The sequence below is a fragment of the Comamonas testosteroni genome (assembly GCF_014076415.1).
Taxonomy (GTDB): Bacteria; Pseudomonadota; Gammaproteobacteria; order Burkholderiales; family Burkholderiaceae_C; genus Comamonas; species Comamonas testosteroni_F.
Window position 1 is genome coordinate 4,446,590 of sequence record NZ_CP043568.1, and the last position, 15,904, is coordinate 4,462,493.

Genomic DNA, 15,904 nt, shown 5'->3' on the forward strand with positions numbered 1-15,904 from the left:
ACAGGCACAAAATGTACACGAGCCAACCGTTTCACAAGCGCTAAAAAGTGACCGTTCGCTTAAGAAGTTCTACCTAGTGATGCGCATCAAGCCTGGCACCCGATTGAAAACAATCACTCACTACAGCCGTACCGCACTCATGTAGCTGGCATAGCGGAACTCGGAGAAACGGTCCCAGAGCAACTGGTCATGCTGAAATCCGCGCATGCTTCTGTGAATTTTCTTGAACTGTGCCGACTTGCCTTCATGCTCGGCCATGGTGGCCATCACGGCCTTGAACCCTGCATCCATGAGCTCGCGCGGAAAGGCTCGCAGTTGCACGCGTTCGCTGAGCAGCTTCTTGAGCGCTGCAGGGTTGTAGGCCAGGTACTTGGCTGTCAGATCCTTGGCGGCCAGCGCCGCTGCAGCCTCCACCATGGCGCGCAACTCGGGCGTCAGGGCAGCAAAGGCCTTGGCATTGATGAAATAGGCCAGCTCGGCGCCCCCCTCCCACCAGCCCGGATAGTAGTAGTAAGGCGCGAACTTGCCGAAGCCCAGCTTCTGGTCGTCATAGGGGCCGACAAATTCCACAGCATCGAGACGACCTTTTTCCAGGGCCTGCTGTGCGTCGCCAATAGGCATGTTGACAGCCTGCACTCCCAGCTTTTGCAGCGCATCGCCCAGCAAGCCGCCGCCGGCGCGCATGCGCAGGCCGTGCAGATCCTGCACGGTCTTGATTTCCTTGCGGTACCACCCTCCCATCTGCGTGCCGGTATTGCCGGCACTCAGACTCTTGATGTTGTACTGGGCGTAGAAATCATCCATGAGCTTGCGCCCACCGCCATATTCCATCCAGGCATCCATCTGCCGCGCCGTCAGACCGAAGGGCACGGCACAACCCAGTGCAAAGCAGTAGTCCTTGTCGGTGAAGTAGTACGGTGCCGTCAGGGCCATGTCGACCATGCCATTTTGCACGCCCTCCATCACGCCAAACGCGGGCATCAGCTCGCCGGCAGAGTTCACGCTGACCTCGATCTGGCCGCCTGACATGAGGCGCAGCGACTGCGCAAATTTCTCGGCCCCGCCAGAGATGGCGTCCAGGACTTTGGGAAAACTCGTCACCAGGCGCCAGCGCAGCACTTCCTGGCTGCGCACCGCAGGAGCCACGCCCGCTGCCAGCACACCGGCCATGCCCACATGTTTGACGAGTGAGCGACGATCCATGAATATTTCTCCGCTAGTAGTTGTCTATTGCCAAGCCGGCTGCAACAGTCTGATCACAGGCCGACAGCCACAGGCATTCTAGGAACGCAGACGCCGGCCGTGTGGCGATTCACGGTTGCCGTCAGTTTTCTTGACGACAAGCAATGAAAAAGGCCCTTCATAGAAGGGCCCGGTGTCAATCCGTTGGACTTGCGCAAGCCAAGTCCATCTTGCGTCAGCCCGCAGCCAGACGCTTGCGGATGGAGGCCTCGATGCCTGCAGCATCAAGCCCCTGCAGCGCAAGCAGCTTGGCGGGGTCGCCATGCTCGATGAACTCGTCGGGCAGACCCAGTTGCAGCACGCTCTTGCTCAGGCCATGGGCGGCAAGGCATTCCATGACGGCACTGCCCGCGCCGCCCATGACGCAACCTTCTTCCAGCGTGACGATGAGTTCATGCTCGGCGGCGATCCGGAGCAACAATTCTTCATCGAGAGGCTTGGCCCAGCGCATATTGGCCACGCTGGCATCCAAGGCCTCGGCGGCCTGCAAGGCCGGGTACAGCAAGCTGCCGAAGGCCAGAATCGCCACCTTTTTGGAAGCTGACTCACGGCGCATCTCGCCCTTGCCGAAGGGCAAACCTTCCAGATTGTCCAGCGGAGTCACGCCCACACCTGCGCCGCGCGGATAGCGCACGCAGACAGGGTGATGCTGCTCATAGGCCGTGGTCAGCAACTGGCGTGTTTCACGTTCGTCGGCCGGGCAGGCCATGCTCATATTGGGAATGCAGCGCACAAAAGCGATGTCATAAGCACCGGCGTGCGTGGCACCGTCAGCGCCCACCAGACCAGCGCGGTCCAGCGCAAACACCACGGGCAGGTTCTGCAGCGCAACGTCGTGGATCAACTGGTCATAGGCACGCTGCAAAAAGGTGGAATAGATGGCGACCACCGGCTTGACGCCTTCGCAGGCCATGCCGCCAGCGAAAGTGACTGCATGCTGCTCGGCAATGCCCACGTCGTAGTAGCGGCCGGGAAAGCGCTTGTGGAATTCCACCATGCCCGAGCCCTCGCGCATGGCAGGCGTGATGCCGACCAGACGCTGATCCTTGGCCGCCATATCGCATAGCCAGTGCCCGAAAACCTGGGTGAAGGTCTGCTTGGCAGGCGTGGCTGGCTTGACCAGACCGACGGCAGGGTCGAATTTCCCTGGGCCGTGATAGGCCACGGGGTCGGCCTCTGCCAGCTTGTAGCCTTGACCCTTTTTGGTGACCACATGCAGAAACTGCGGGCCCTTGAGACCCTTGATGTTCTCCAGCGTGGGAATCAGCGAATCGAGGTCATGGCCGTCGATGGGACCGATGTAGTTGAAGCCGAACTGCTCGAACATGGTGGCAGGCACGACCATGCCCTTGGCCTGTTGCTCCAGACGCTTGGCCAGCTCCAGCAAGGGCGGCACCTGCTTCAGGACGCTCTTGCCCACATCGCGGGCCTTGGCGTAGAACTGACCACTCATCAGCTGAGCCAGATAGCGATTGAGCGCCCCCACGGGCGGGCTGATGCTCATGTCGTTGTCATTGAGGATGACCAGCAGGTTGGCATCATGCACGCCGCCATTGTTCAGCGCCTCGAAAGCCATGCCGGCCGTCATTGCGCCATCACCGATCACGGCAATGGCCCGTCGGTCTTCGCCCTTTTGCTTGGCAGCCAGAGCCATGCCCAGCGCCGCAGAGATGCTGGTGGACGAGTGCGCTGTGCCAAAGGTGTCGTATTCACTCTCGGCCCGCTGGGGAAAGCCGGACAGGCCGCCGAACTGGCGCAGCGTGCCCATGCGATCGCGGCGGCCGGTCAATATCTTGTGCGGATAGGTCTGGTGGCCCACGTCCCAGACGATGCGGTCATAGGGTGTGTTGAACACCGAGTGCAGCGCCACGGTCAACTCCACCGTCCCCAGATTGGAGCTGAGGTGCCCGCCGGTCCTGGAAACGCTGTCGATCACATAGGTGCGCAGCTCTGCGGCCAGGCTCTTGAGCTGGGAGCGCGAGAGACGGCGCATATCTGCGGGATCGTTGATGTTGTGCAGCAGGGAAGAGGTATTCGTGGACATGTTCTATATTTTTAATAGCTGCTAGTGTTTACCAATACTGGATTACAGGGCTTCTCTATTAAATCTCAGTGGGTGCGCTGCACGACCATATCAGCCAGTGCACCCAAGGCCTGCGTGTCGGCCAGACCGCTGCGCGTCAGTGCAGCATGAGCCTGCTGACGCAACTGCTCGGCATGGGCTCTCGCGGCCTCCAGCCCCAGCAGCGACACGAAAGTGGGCTTGTCATTGGCCGCGTCCTTGCCGGCCGTCTTGCCCAGCGTTGCCGAGTCAGCTACCACATCCAGAATGTCGTCCACCACCTGGAAAGCCACGCCCAGCGCCTGACCATAGTCGGTCAGCGCGACCAGTGCCCTGGCATCGGTCTGCGCATTGCAGGCAGCCCCCATGAGCACGCTGCCCAGCAGCAGCGCACCGGTCTTGAGGCGGTGCATTTCGCGCAGTTGCGCCTCGCTCAGTTGCCTGCCCACGCTGGCCAGGTCGATGGCCTGGCCGCCGGCCATGCCCTGGCTGCCCGCCGCCGCGCCCAGCAGGCGGCACAGCCTGGCCTGCATGGAGCAGGGAATGCCTTCGTCTTCAGGCAGCAGCAGCTCGAACGCCAAGGCCTGCAGAGCATCGCCGGCCAGCAGGGCCGAGGCTTCGCCAAACTGCACATGCACGGTGGGCTTGCCACGGCGCATGGTGTCGTTGTCCATGCAGGGCATGTCGTCGTGGACCAGGGAATAAGCGTGAATCAGCTCAACGGCGCAACCGGCGCGCAGCGTGGCCGCAGCCAGACCACCTACCGCCTCCGCTGCCGCCCAGACCAGCAGCGGTCGCAAGCGCTTGCCGCCATCAAGCACGGCGTAGCGCATGGCTTCGCCCAGACCCGCTGGTGCATTGATGCCCACCCAGCGCGACAGCGCGTCTTCGGTGCGCGCCAGTCGCTCCTGCATCCAGACGGAAAAATCAAGGGCAGGCTTGCCCTCGTTCAAAGGCATCGATGGTTCGGCAATCATTGATTCATTCATGGGCTGCATCTTCAAGGCAAAAAGCGCGGACGCCGGGATCAGTCCTGGGTCCAGGCAGATAGCTTGCCTTCGTCCAATACCTTGACCTGCTCCTGCACGGCCTCGAGCTGGCTGCGGCAAAAACCAAGCAGCTCCGCAGCGCGCTGGTAACCGCTGAGCATCTGCTCCAGCGGCAGCTGACCGGATTCGATCTGTGCAATCAGTTGCTCCAGCTCCTGCAAGGCAGCTTCATAGCTGGCAGGCTGTTCAGATTTTTTGGCGGCAGCGGCCTTGGGCATGGATGGTGTGGTCAATGTTGGACGGAAGCGACGATTTTAGGCGCCCCTGCACCATTGGCGCGCAATGCCCGCAAAGCCGGCTGGCGCGAGATGTCTTGGATGTGACCTCCGGCCAGGTCGACACTGTCCGTGCCGGCCTTTCTGACGACCTGCCGCGGTTTGCGAGTGGCTGGCAGCTTTCTGACAGGAGCCACCGCCCCATGGACGAAACAACGTCAATACACGTACCAGAAAAACGGAAATAACCCCACAGCCTATAATCCCATTCCCGTCAAGCCGGCCCCGTGCCTGGTCATCCTGGTCGGGCAAACGAGTCGGCAGGCCATGCGCCACCGCCTATTGCCTGAGGCCCATGTCCAGACAAGGCCGGTTTCGTTTTTTACCGTGTGCGCACGTGCACCCTCCCTGTGGGGAGTCTTTAGGTCAGGTCATCCATGACTGATTTAAGTCTTCAACTGCAGCAGGCCGCAAGCCAACTACCAGTTTCAAGTTATTTCGACGAAGCGCTGTTCCAGCGCGAGTTGGAAACGATTTTCAAGCGCGGCCCGCGCTACGTGGGCCACCAGCTGGCCGTTCCCGAGATAGGCGACTACTACGCCCTGCCTCAGGAAAAAGAGGGGCGAGCGCTGGTACGCAATGCCAAAGGCGAGATCGAGCTGATCTCCAACGTCTGCCGTCACCGCCAGGCCGTGATGCTCAAGGGTCGCGGCAATCTGCTGTCCGAAGGCAAGAGCCATGCCGGCGGCAACATCGTCTGCCCGCTGCACCGCTGGACCTACAGCACCAGCGGCGAGCTGCTGGGCGCCCCGCATTTCAGCCACGACCCCTGCCTGAACCTCAACAACTACCCGCTGCGCGAGTGGAACGGACTGCTGTTCGAGGACAACGGCCGCGACATCGAGGCCGATCTGGCCGGCATGAAGCTGCGCGAGCAGCTCCGGTTCGACGGCTTTGTGCTCGACCATGTCGAGATGCACGAGTGCAACTACAACTGGAAGACCTTTATCGAGGTCTATCTGGAGGACTATCACGTCGGCCCCTTCCACCCCGGTCTGGGCAACTTCGTCACCTGCGACGATCTGAAGTGGGAATTCGCCAGCGAGTACTCGGTGCAGACCGTGGGCGTGGCTCCGAGCTTCGGCAACCCGGGCTCGGACATCTACAAGAAGTGGCACGAGGTGCTGCTGGCCTACCGCAACGGCGAGCTGCCCGATCGCGGCGCCATCTGGCTGACCTACTACCCGCACATCATGGTGGAGTGGTATCCGCATGTGCTGACCGTCTCGACACTGCACCCGCTGGCCGTGGACAGGACGCTGAACGTGGTGGAGTTCTTCTACCCCGAGGAAATCGCCGCCTTCGAGCCCGAGTTCGTGCAGGCCCAGAAGGCCGCCTACATGGAAACCTGCATCGAGGACGACGAGATCGCCGAACGCATGGACGGTGGCCGCAAGGCCCTGTATGAACGCGGCGACAACGAGGTCGGCCCCTATCAGAGCCCCATGGAAGACGGCATGCAACATTTCCATGAGTGGTATCGCCGCATCATGGGTGACAGCGTTCCCCAACGCTGAATGAGGTAAACCTCAAGACTGATAGCTGCTATCGCTTACCCCATAAGCACAGCAGCTATTTTTTATGCTGAATTGAGTGAGATATGCAAGCCCTGTGGATGGTGTTGGCCGCGTTGATTTTTGCGGTCATGAGTGTGTGTGTGAAGTTTGCCTCCCAGGACTTCAATGCGGCGGAGATCGTGTTCTACCGCGGTCTGGTCAGCATGGCGCTGCTGATCTGGCTGGCCAGGCGCAGCGGCGTGACGCTGACCACCCAGTACTCGCGCGAGCATGCCTGGCGCAGCTTTGTCGGCGTGATCTCCATGGGTGCCTGGTTCTACGCCATCGGCCATCTGCCGCTGGCCACGGCCACCACGCTGAACTCCATGAGCAGCATCTGGATGGCGGTGTTTCTCATCGCACAGGGCCTGTGGATGCGCCATACCCTTCGCAAATCCTATGCGGCCGAGCCCGAAACCCGCCGCGCCATTCCGCCCTTCCCCTGGGGCCTGGTGTCCACGGTGGTGGCGGGTTTTGTCGGCGTGCTGCTGGTGCTGCGCCCGACCAGTGCCCCGGCCAGCGAATGGGTGGCTGCGCTCGGCGGCCTGTTTGGCGGCATGTTTGCGGCCATGGCATATATGCAGGTGACCACGCTGTCGCGCCTGGGTGAGCCTGAAACCCGCGTGGTGTTCTATTTCTCGGTGGGCTCGGCCGTTGCCGGCGGCATCACCATGCTGTTCACCGGCATCTCGCCCTTCCCCGGCTGGAGCGCGCTGTGGCTGGTGCCCGTGGGCGTGCTGGCCGCCGTGGCCCAGGTCTGCATGACCAAGGCCTATGCCTCGGCCGGCAGCAAGACCAACACCCTGGTCGTCGCCAATCTGCAGTACTCTGGCATTGTGTTTGCCGCCCTGCTCAGCCTGGTGCTGTTCGGCGAGAGCATCCCCCTGATCGGCTGGGGAGGCATCGCGCTCATCGTCGCCAGCGGAGCCGCAGCAACCGCCTTGCGCTCCAGGGGCTAGCCCGTGCCAGCGGTGCCTGGCGCCTTCGCCATGCACGTGAGCAGCCCCAGCCTGCCGCGCAGTCCACGCCGGATCTGCGCGGCTTGCCATATCCAAACAATGAAGCGGCGGGGCTCGGGCGCTACGGCCCGATCGCATAATGGTCTGCATGCCGCAAGACTGCACGCCATGCCGTCTGCAGCCGTTCAATCTTTGGAGCAGCAAGCCATGAACCACTCGACGTCCGAGCACTACAACACCCTGATTTCCGTCGAACAGCTGGCCCGGCTCAAGGCCAGCGGCAAGCCCTTGATGGTGTTTGACTGCAGCTTTGACCTCATGAATCCGCCCGCCGGCCGCGAGCAGTATCTGCAGGTCCATATCGATGGCGCCCTGTTCGCCGATCTGGACAAAGACCTCAGCGCACCCCACGGAGCCCCCGGCGAAGACGGCCAGGTTGCCACCAGCGTGCAGTCGGCCTCCGGTGGCCGCCACCCCCTGCCCACGCGCGAGCGCTTTTCCGCCTGGCTGTCGTCCATAGGCTTTGCCAACAATATGCAGGCCGTGGTCTATGACCGCAACGCTGCCAATTACTGCGGCCGCCTGTGGTGGATGCTGCGCTGGGCGGGCCACGATGCCGTGGCGGTGCTTGATGGAGGACTGCAGGCCTGGCAGGCGGCCGGCCAGGCGGTGGGCAGCGGGGAAGAGCCCGGCCATTTCCAGTCCAACTTTGAACTGGGCCAGCCGCTGGAGACGCTCAAGACCGTAGATCAGGTCGAGGCCGATCTGGGTCAGGCCACCCAGACCCTCATCGACGCCCGGGCCCCGGCCCGCTACCGCGGCGAGGTAGAGCCCCTGGACCCCGTGGCAGGCCATATTCCGGGTGCGCTGAATCGCCCGTTCAGCAGCAATATCGCCGCCGACGGACGCTTCAAGCCCGCAGCGCTGCTCAAGGCCGAGTTTGACCAGTTGCTGGCCGGACGCGATCCCTCCAGCGTGGTGCACCAGTGCGGCAGCGGCGTCAGCGCCACCCCCAATGTGCTGGCCATGCGCATTGCCGGCTTTGCGCCCACGGCCTTGTTTGCCGGCAGCTGGAGCGAGTGGTGCAGCCAGCCTTCGCGGCCGGCCGAGCGGGGCTGAACCTGTCGCATGCCGGTGTCGCGTCAGGCACCGGCCTCGAACTGACATGCCCGCACACCGCGCTTGCCGGCTTCACTCCCTGGGCCACGGACAGAGCTCACGGTGATCACGGCAGACAGGCGCAAACTCGGTGCGGTGCGGTGCGGTGCGGTGCGCTTGATCAGCGCCAAGCCAGGCCAGACCAAGCCAGACCAAGCCCACTCCTTCTCGGTGCTCCGGGCCTTGGCGCAATGGCCAAGGCCCATGTCCGCACTCGCATGTCGATGCAGCCTGGCTGCCCGAATTCGGGCCGCTATCACAGGCAATCCCAGCGGCCTTTTTTCATAGGCGATCAGATACCGAATAAAAAGCCGCCTATTTGCTCGTTTGTCATCTTCCGGACAGATTCACAATACATGCACCAGTGGAATCCGGCCTGACGCAATGTCAGCCCCCACCCGGCACTCCAAGTCATCCCGAAAGACGGCAAGGCAGTAAGGGAAATCCTACATGCCTGCCTGTGAAACCAGACCGGCGATACCGACGCTCCCCGACTTCAGTTCGATCAGGGCTTGAAACACAATTCATTTCAACAGATCGAAACACTTTTAACGTCTTGTTTGTGTGCGCCGTGACGGTCTGTCGAGATTGAAAGGACTGGACCCATGAACAACGAACAACTGCTTGCCGAGATCCGCGAAGCCAACCTCACCTATCTGATGCTGGCCCAGACCCTGATCCGCCAGGACAAGGCCGAGGCTGTGTTCCGTCTGGGTCTGAACGAAGAGTCCTGCGACCTGCTGGGCTCGCTGTCTTCGGCCCAGGTGCTCAAGCTGGCATCGCGCAACACCTTGCTCGCCAGCTTCCGCGCCGACGACGAAATGGTCTGGAGCCTGCTGACCAACCACAGCAGCAACAAGATCGGCAACGCCGCCACCAATACGCTGCACGCCAACATCCTGATGGCCAGCCGTGTCTCCGAAGTGCTCTGAGCACCCGCTAGCGACTACCTGGTTTTAAGGAGAGATTGATGCCCGCCGCCAAGACTGCCACCAAAAGCGTTCTGAACGAATCCAAGCAAATCGAGCGCGCCGCCATGCTCATCGAGATGGGTGCCCGCATGCAGGTGCTGGAGTCCGAGACCACGCTGTCTTATGAACGCCTGATCCGGCTGTACAAGGAAATCTCGGGCAAGTCTCCCTCCAAGGGCCAGCTGCCGTTTTCCACGGACTGGTTTCTGACCTGGCAGGAAAACATCCACAGCTCGCTGTTTCTCAATATCTACGAATACCTGTCCAAGGGCGTGGAGCTGGACTCGGCCGAGCAGCTGACCAAGGCCTATCGCCTCTATACCGAACAGATTCAGGCTGCCGAACTCGAGGTGCTGCTGTCCTTTACCCGCGCCTGGCGCCTGGTGAAGTTTGTCGATGCACAGATGCTGACGCGCACCCAGTGCTCGGTCTGCAAGGGCCAGTTCGTGACCGAGCCTTACGAGAATGCGCGCCACTACCAGTGCGGCCTGTGCAATCCTCCCGCTCGCGCCGGCAAGAGCAAGGCCGCTGGGTCCTTGATGCTTCACTGAGGGGCTGACTTCCCCTGAGCCGCTTTGCGGCTTCCCCCTGGGGGGGGCGGCCTCGCTGCGCGGCGGCGCTTGCTCGCTGCCTCCGCCTTGGAGCACGTCAGTTTTAAATAGCAACTTTCGTAGCTGCTAGCGCCATGCAAAAAAGGGTTTTGAGTACTTATATACCTCAAACCCTTTATTCATTATCGATACCAGCTCCTGATTCAGGAGCTTGCATTATCTGCCTCAACCCGTGTTGCGCACTCCGGCAGCAATGCCGTTGATGGACAGATGGATGCCGTTCTTGACCCTGTCGTCGGTCTGTCCCGCACGCCAGCGGCGCACCAGCTCCACCTGCAGATGGTTGAGCGGATCGATATAGGGGAAGCGGTGGCGGATGGAGCGCGCCAGCGCCGAGTTGTGTTCCAGGCGCTGCTTGTCGCCCGTGATCTGGTTGAGCGCCTCCACCGTGCTCTGCCACTCGGCCTCGATGGCGCCGAAGATGCGGCGACGCAAGCGCGTGTCGGTCACCAGCTCGCTGTAGCGCGAGGCCAGGTTCAGGTCGCTCTTGGCCAGCACCATGTCCATATTCGAGAGCAAGGTGCGGAAGAACGGCCACTGGCGGTACATCTTCTGCAGCAGCGCCAGCTGCGCCTTGGCATCCTTGCCAGGACGGTGGATGAAGGCCTGGATCGCCGAACCGAAACCGTACCAGCCCGGCAGCGTCAGGCGGCACTGGCCCCAGCTGAAGCCCCAGGGAATGGCACGCAAGTCCTCGATGGCCTGGGTCGCCTTGCGCGATGCAGGGCGCGAGCCGATATTGAGTTCGGCGATCTCGCGAATCGGCGTGCTGCTGAAGAAGTAATTGGTAAAGCCCGGAGTCTCGTAGACCAGCGCGCGGTATGCCGCCATGCTGGCTTCGGACAGAAACGCCGCGGCCTCCAGAAAGGCCTTGGTCGCCGGCTTGGTCGGCTGCAGCAGCGTGGCCTCCAGCGTGGCGGCCACCAGGGTCTCCAGATTGCGGCGCCCGATCTCGGGGTTGGCATATTTGGAGGCGATGACCTCGCCCTGCTCGGTCAGACGGATCTGACCGCGCACCGTGCCCGGCGGCTGCGCCAGAATGGCCTGATAGCTGGGGCCGCCGCCACGTCCCACGGTGCCGCCGCGGCCATGGAACATGCGCAGCCGGATGCCGTAGTGGTCGGCCAGATCGTCAAACAATTCGACCAGCGCAATCTCGGCCCGGTACAGCTCCCAGTTGCTGGTGAAGATGCCGCCGTCCTTGTTGCTGTCACTGTAGCCCAGCATGATGTCCTGCTCGCCACCGCTTTTTCTGACCAGCTCGGCAATGCCGGGCAGTTGGTAGTAGCGGCGCATGATGGGCGCGGCATTGCGCAGATCCTCGATGGTCTCGAACAGCGGCACCACGATCAGGTCGCATTGCGCACCGTCCTGCAGGGTGCCGCGCAGCAGGCCCACTTCCTTTTGCAGCAGCAGCACCTCGAGCAGATCGCTGACGGTCTCGGTGTGGCTGATGATGCAATGGCGAATCGCCTCGCTACCCAGGCGCTCGCGCAGGCGCTTGGCGGTCTCGAAGATGGCCAGCTCGCTGCGCGTGTGGTCGCCGTAGTCGCCGCCCATCACGCGCAGAGGGCGTGCGTCTTCGAGCAGACGCACCAGCAGCGCGCATTTGGCATCCTCCTCGAGAAGGCTGTAATCGAGCTCGACCTTGGCGACCGAGAGCAGCTCGCGCACCACTTCTTCGTGCTTGTCCGAGCTTTGGCGCAGGTCCACCGTGGACAGGTAGAAGCCGAAGACCCGCACCGCACGCATCAGCGGGCGCAGGCGCTGCGGCGCCAGGGCATCGCCGTGATAGCGCGACAGCGAGTCGTCGATGATCTGCAGATCGGCCAGAAAGGCGTCGGCCGATGCATAGGCATTCTGCGGCGCCACGGCGTGGCGTGCCGCCTCGCCGCCCGTCAGCTGCCTGAGCGTAGCGGCCAGCCGCGCATAGATGCCCGTCAGCGCCCGGCGATAGGGCTCATCGCTGCGGTGCACATTGTGGTCGGGCGAAGCATCGGCCAGTGCCTGCATCTCGGGCGTGATGTCCACCAGATTGGCCGACAGTGACAGCTCGCCGCCCAGATAGTGCACCTCGCGCAGATAGTGACGCAGTGCCACGTCGGCCTGGCGCGACAGGGCCAGCTCCAGACTATCGGCCGTCACAAAGGGGTTGCCGTCACGGTCGCCGCCAATCCATTGGCCCATGCGCAAAAAGCTCTGCTCGGGCAGCTTCTCGCCCAGTTCCTGCTCCAGCTGCTCGTAGATCTTGGGGATCTCCTGCAGGAACGTGGCCTCGTAATAGGACAGGGCGTTCTCGATCTCGTCGGCCACCGTCAGCTTGGAATGGCGCAGCAGCCGCGTCTGCCACAGCTGGGCCACGCAGGCTCGCAGCTGCGCCTCCACCCGCGTCAGCTCGCGCGGGGTCAGCGCGTCCTTGGCGCTGTTGTAGAGCTGGGCGCGCATCAGGATGTCGTCGCGCTCGGCCAGCAACTGTGCAATGCGACGCTCGGCCGTCAGAATGCTCTGGCGCTGCACCTCGGTGGGGTGGGCTGTCAGCACGGGCGAGATGAAACTCTTGGCCAGCGTGTCGACCACGGTGGCAGTCGAGATGCCCGCCCAGCGCAGGCGTGCCAGTGCCACCTCGATGCTGCCTTCCTGCGTGTTGCCGGCACGCTCGTGCACGGCGCGGCGGCGGATGTGGTGGCGGTCTTCGGCCAGATTGGCCAGGTGCGAGAAATAGGTGAAGGCGCGAATCACGCTCACCGTCTGATCGCTGGAAAGGCCCTTGAGCAGCTTCTTGAGCGCCTTGTCGGCCGCTTCGTCGGCATCGCGCCGGAAGGCCACCGATAGCTGGCGCACCTGCTCGACCAGCTCATAGGCCGGCCCGCCTTCCTGCTCGCGAATCACGTCGCCCAGAATGCGCCCCAGCAGCCGTATGTCCTCGATCAGCGGCAAATCCTTGTCGGTCTTGCGCACCGGCTTGTCGCCATGTTTGTCTGTATGTGCGGCGCTCTTGGGGCGGGCGGAAGGCATGAACTATTCTCCTTGGGCACGGTATAGGGCAACTTGCCATGCTAGCATTCCCCGTTACCCGCTTGAGACCGCGTCGTCATGAAATTTTCTGCATCCTCACCCACATCTATCGTCATTGCCACACGTGAGAGCCAGCTGGCCATGTGGCAGGCCGAGCATGTGCAGGCGATCTTGCGCGGGCGCGGCCACAGCGTCGATCTGCTGGGGATGACGACCAAGGGCGACCAGATTCTGGACCGAGCCCTGTCCAAGGTGGGTGGCAAGGGTCTGTTCGTCAAGGAGCTTGAAGTGGCTCTCGAGGAAGGCCGCGCCGATCTGGCCGTGCATTCCTTGAAGGATGTGCCCATGGAGCTGCCCGAGGGCTTTGTGCTGGCCTGCGTGATGACGCGCGAAGACCCGCGCGACGCCTTTGTCTCCAACCGATATGCATCGCTGGACGAGCTGCCCCAGGGTGCCGTGGTCGGCACCTCCAGCCTGCGCCGCCAGGCCCTGCTGCAGGCGCTGCGCCCCGACCTCAGGATCGAGGCCCTGCGCGGCAATGTCAACACCCGCCTGCGCAAGCTCGACGAAGGCCAGTACGACGCCATCGTGCTGGCAGCCGCCGGCCTGATGCGCCTGGAGATGAGCGAGCGCATCCGCGCCAGGTTCGAGCCGGCCCAGATGCTGCCCGCCGCCGGTCAGGGCGCATTGGGCATCGAGGTGCGCGCCGACCGTCAGGACATCATTGACGCCCTGGCTCCGCTGGCCCATATGCCCACCTGGCTGACCGTGACTGCCGAGCGCGCCGTCAGCCGCTGCATGGGCGGCAGCTGCTCCATGCCGCTGGCCGCCTACGGCCGCTTTGAAGGCGACACCCTGCACATGGATGCGGCCTGGGGCGATATGGAGGGCAGCAAGGGCCTGGTGCGCGTGCAGGCCAGCGCCAGCGTCACGGACTTTGCCAGCGCCAACGCTCTGGGCGAGCAACTGGCCGCGCAGCTGCAGGCTGCAGGGGCCGTGCCTGCGGCGCCCAGGCAGGACTGAGCCGCGCCTGCCCATGCGCCGCGTTCTGGTCACCCGCCCCTTGCATGATGCGAAACCCTGGGTCGATGCGTTTCGCGCCCGCGGCCTGCAGGCCGAGGCCTTGCCGCTGATAGGCATAGGGCCCTGCACAGACCCGGCTGCACACCAGGCTCTGCTGAGGGCGCGCCAATGGGCGCTGAAACCCGGTCACTACCGGGCCGTGATGTTTGTCAGCGGCAATGCGGCGCAGTATTTTTTTGCACAGAATTCACCTCAAACACATACTGGTCAAGCGCTACTAGCTCCTGATACAAGAGCTTGGACTCCGGGTCCGGGTACGGAGCGTGCCTTGCTGGAGCTCGGGTTGAGCTCCCGCCAGATCGACGGTCCCTCCCCCGATGCCGCCCAGTTCGAGTCCGAAGCGCTGTGGCAGAACGTGCAGGGCCAGGTTCGAGCCGGAGACCGCGTGCTGATCGTGCGCGGCACCAGCCCTGCGACCGCTCCCGTCATCGGCAATGCCGGCATGCCAATCCCGTCCACACAAGGCGCAGGCCGTGACTGGCTGGCAGCCCGGCTGCGCGAAGCCGGGGCCGAGGTGGAACTGCTGGCCGTGTATGAGCGCCAGCTTCCGCCATGGACGGCGCAACAGCTGGATCTGGCCCGGCAAGCCGCCAGCGACGGCAGCCTGTGGCTGTTCAGCAGCTCGGAAGCTGTTGCCAACCTGCAACAGCTGCTGCCCCAGCAGCAATGGCACTCGGGGTTAGCGCTCACCACCCATGAACGCATTGCCAGCAAAGCACTTTCAGCAGGTTTCGGTCGGGTTTTGCACAGTCGTCCAAGTCTGGACGATGTAGTTGCGTCTATAGAATCGGCTCTATGAGCTCCGATGCCATCCCCACCTCCGACAAGCAACCCATAGCCCCACCGCCCAGCCAGGACCATCCCGCCTCCGCTCAGACCGGGCGGGGCGCGCCCACGGCTCTGGTGCTGACGCTGGGAGCGGTGGCTGCCGCAGCCCTGGTCGCCTGCGGCATGCTGTGGCAGCGCGTGGGCAATATGCAGGAGCAGCTGGCGCGCCAGTCGGCGCAGTCCGGCGCGCAGTCGGTGGAGGCTCGTACCCTGGCCAAGGACGCTCAGGATCTGGCTCGCGACAGCGCAGCGCGTGTCTCCGTGATGGAGGCGCGTGTGGCCGAACTCAGCCTGCAGCGCAACCAGCTCGAGGAACTGATGCAGAGCATGTCGCGCTCGCGCGATGAAAACCTGGTGGCTGATATCGAATCCTCGGTACGCATGGCCCAGCAACAGGCTGAACTCTCGGGCAGCCTCCAGCCATTGGTGGCGAGCCTCAAATCAGCCAGAAAGCGCGTGGAAAGCACGGCCCAGCCACGCCTGGCCCCGGTGGTGCGCGCCATCGATCTGGATCTGGACAAGCTCTCGCGCATGAGTGTGACGGACACCACGGGGGTGCTCAGCCGTATCGAAGACCTGATTCGCCAGGTGGATGACCTGGCTCTGATCAACGATGTGGGTCGCCCGCGCGCGCGCGATGCCCAACCCCGCAAGACGGCGGCCGCCCATGACACGCCCGAGGAAGCCGGCATCTCCCCTACGCAGTGGATCTGGTGGCAAGGCCAGGGTCAGCGGGTCTGGGACTCCTTCAAGGATGGCGCGGCCGATCTGGTGCGCGTGCGCCGTATCGATCACCCCGAGGTGGCCCTGCTGGCCCCCGAGCAGGGCTATTTCCTGCGCGAGAACCTCAAGCTGCAACTGCTCAACGCTCGTCTGGCCCTGCTGTCGCGCCAGTGGGAATCGGCGCGCGCCGACCTGAGCGCTGCTGGCACCCTGCTCAACAAATACTTTGATGCACGCTCGCGGCGCACCCAGATCGCCCAGGCGCAGTTGCAGCAGATTCAGGCCAATCTGCATGCGGGCGGACGCGTGGAGCTTGAAGACACGCTGAACGCTCTGACCACAGCGGCCGCCGGCCGCTAATCGAGGAGGACA

Annotated in this window: 13 protein-coding genes; 8 read left to right on the top strand and 5 right to left on the bottom strand. The window is 63.3% G+C overall.

Features of this window, described 5'->3' with window-relative positions:
* Nucleotides 1–120: 120 nt before the first annotated feature.
* The 4 genes from dctP to xseB all read right to left on the bottom strand — a co-directional run bounded on the left by dctP (nt 121) and on the right by xseB (nt 4,571).
* Nucleotides 121–1,203: a TRAP transporter substrate-binding protein DctP gene (dctP, locus tag F0P97_RS20425; protein WP_182283732.1), complete on the bottom strand. Its 1,083-nt coding sequence runs from the start codon at nt 1,201–1,203 to the stop codon at nt 121–123.
* 214 nt (nt 1,204–1,417) lie between these two features.
* Nucleotides 1,418–3,286, bottom strand: a complete 1,869-nt coding sequence (gene dxs / locus F0P97_RS20430) for a 1-deoxy-D-xylulose-5-phosphate synthase (protein ID WP_182283733.1) — start codon at nt 3,284–3,286, stop codon at nt 1,418–1,420.
* A gap of 65 nt (nt 3,287–3,351) precedes the next feature.
* On the bottom strand, nt 3,352–4,293 hold the full coding sequence (locus F0P97_RS20435) for a polyprenyl synthetase family protein (RefSeq protein WP_182283734.1): 942 nt from the start codon (nt 4,291–4,293) through the stop codon (nt 3,352–3,354).
* A gap of 38 nt (nt 4,294–4,331) precedes the next feature.
* Nucleotides 4,332–4,571 (bottom strand): exodeoxyribonuclease VII small subunit, encoded by a 240-nt coding sequence (gene xseB / locus F0P97_RS20440; protein WP_182287270.1) that lies wholly within the window; start codon nt 4,569–4,571, stop codon nt 4,332–4,334.
* 434 nt (nt 4,572–5,005) lie between these two features.
* Between xseB and F0P97_RS20445 the strand changes: the two genes are divergently transcribed.
* The 5 genes from F0P97_RS20445 (at nt 5,006) to flhC (ending at nt 9,823) form a co-directional block, all read left to right on the top strand.
* Nucleotides 5,006–6,145, top strand: a complete 1,140-nt coding sequence (locus tag F0P97_RS20445; protein WP_182283735.1) for an aromatic ring-hydroxylating oxygenase subunit alpha — start codon at nt 5,006–5,008, stop codon at nt 6,143–6,145.
* A gap of 83 nt (nt 6,146–6,228) precedes the next feature.
* The gene (locus F0P97_RS20450; protein ID WP_182283736.1) at nt 6,229–7,143 is read left to right on the top strand and encodes a DMT family transporter; all 915 of its coding nucleotides are present in this window, start codon (nt 6,229–6,231) and stop codon (nt 7,141–7,143) included.
* Nucleotides 7,144–7,350: 207 nt separating this feature from the next.
* Nucleotides 7,351–8,262 (top strand): sulfurtransferase, encoded by a 912-nt coding sequence (locus F0P97_RS20455; protein ID WP_182283737.1) that lies wholly within the window; start codon nt 7,351–7,353, stop codon nt 8,260–8,262.
* Between the two features lie 644 nt (nt 8,263–8,906).
* Nucleotides 8,907–9,233, top strand: coding sequence for a flagellar transcriptional regulator FlhD (gene flhD, locus F0P97_RS20460; RefSeq protein ID WP_003069145.1), 327 nt, complete (start codon nt 8,907–8,909; stop codon nt 9,231–9,233).
* 38 nt (nt 9,234–9,271) lie between these two features.
* Complete coding sequence (gene flhC / locus F0P97_RS20465) at nt 9,272–9,823, top strand: flagellar transcriptional regulator FlhC (RefSeq protein WP_003052834.1); 552 nt, start codon at nt 9,272–9,274, stop codon at nt 9,821–9,823.
* 225 nt (nt 9,824–10,048) lie between these two features.
* Here the strand turns inward: flhC and ppc are convergent, their stop codons facing one another.
* Nucleotides 10,049–12,898 carry a phosphoenolpyruvate carboxylase gene (ppc, locus tag F0P97_RS20470; protein WP_182283738.1) on the bottom strand — a complete coding sequence of 950 codons (2,850 nt, stop codon included), beginning with the start codon at nt 12,896–12,898 and terminating at the stop codon, nt 10,049–10,051.
* 78 nt (nt 12,899–12,976) lie between these two features.
* On the opposite strand from ppc, the gene hemC reads away from it, so the two are divergent.
* Genes hemC through F0P97_RS20485 form a run of 3 tightly spaced genes read left to right on the top strand, consistent with a single transcriptional unit; the run spans nt 12,977 to nt 15,892 of the window.
* Nucleotides 12,977–13,921, top strand: coding sequence for a hydroxymethylbilane synthase (gene hemC, locus F0P97_RS20475; RefSeq protein WP_182283739.1), 945 nt, complete (start codon nt 12,977–12,979; stop codon nt 13,919–13,921).
* Nucleotides 13,922–13,934: 13 nt separating this feature from the next.
* Nucleotides 13,935–14,780 carry a uroporphyrinogen-III synthase gene (locus F0P97_RS20480; RefSeq protein ID WP_182283740.1) on the top strand — a complete coding sequence of 282 codons (846 nt, stop codon included), beginning with the start codon at nt 13,935–13,937 and terminating at the stop codon, nt 14,778–14,780.
* Nucleotides 14,777–15,892 (top strand): uroporphyrinogen-III C-methyltransferase, encoded by a 1,116-nt coding sequence (locus F0P97_RS20485; RefSeq protein WP_182283741.1) that lies wholly within the window; start codon nt 14,777–14,779, stop codon nt 15,890–15,892. Before F0P97_RS20480 ends, F0P97_RS20485 begins: the two co-directional genes overlap by 4 nt.
* Nucleotides 15,893–15,904 lie beyond the last annotated feature (12 nt).

What these genes read in the sequence shown, in the direction of transcription:
- F0P97_RS20435 (WP_182283734.1), bottom strand. Translation starts at nt 4,293, where the DNA reads ATGAATGAATCAATGATTGCCGAACCATCGATGCCTTTGAACGAGGGC.
- F0P97_RS20480 (WP_182283740.1), top strand. Translation starts at nt 13,935, where the DNA reads ATGCGCCGCGTTCTGGTCACCCGCCCCTTGCATGATGCGAAACCCTGG.
- F0P97_RS20445 (WP_182283735.1), top strand. Translation starts at nt 5,006, where the DNA reads ATGACTGATTTAAGTCTTCAACTGCAGCAGGCCGCAAGCCAACTACCA.
- F0P97_RS20450 (WP_182283736.1), top strand. Translation starts at nt 6,229, where the DNA reads ATGCAAGCCCTGTGGATGGTGTTGGCCGCGTTGATTTTTGCGGTCATG.
- F0P97_RS20485 (WP_182283741.1), top strand. Translation starts at nt 14,777, where the DNA reads ATGAGCTCCGATGCCATCCCCACCTCCGACAAGCAACCCATAGCCCCA.
- dctP (WP_182283732.1), bottom strand. Translation starts at nt 1,203, where the DNA reads ATGGATCGTCGCTCACTCGTCAAACATGTGGGCATGGCCGGTGTGCTG.
- F0P97_RS20455 (WP_182283737.1), top strand. Translation starts at nt 7,351, where the DNA reads ATGAACCACTCGACGTCCGAGCACTACAACACCCTGATTTCCGTCGAA.
- flhD (WP_003069145.1), top strand. Translation starts at nt 8,907, where the DNA reads ATGAACAACGAACAACTGCTTGCCGAGATCCGCGAAGCCAACCTCACC.
- ppc (WP_182283738.1), bottom strand. Translation starts at nt 12,898, where the DNA reads ATGCCTTCCGCCCGCCCCAAGAGCGCCGCACATACAGACAAACATGGC.
- hemC (WP_182283739.1), top strand. Translation starts at nt 12,977, where the DNA reads ATGAAATTTTCTGCATCCTCACCCACATCTATCGTCATTGCCACACGT.
- xseB (WP_182287270.1), bottom strand. Translation starts at nt 4,571, where the DNA reads ATGCCCAAGGCCGCTGCCGCCAAAAAATCTGAACAGCCTGCCAGCTAT.
- dxs (WP_182283733.1), bottom strand. Translation starts at nt 3,286, where the DNA reads ATGTCCACGAATACCTCTTCCCTGCTGCACAACATCAACGATCCCGCA.
- flhC (WP_003052834.1), top strand. Translation starts at nt 9,272, where the DNA reads ATGCCCGCCGCCAAGACTGCCACCAAAAGCGTTCTGAACGAATCCAAG.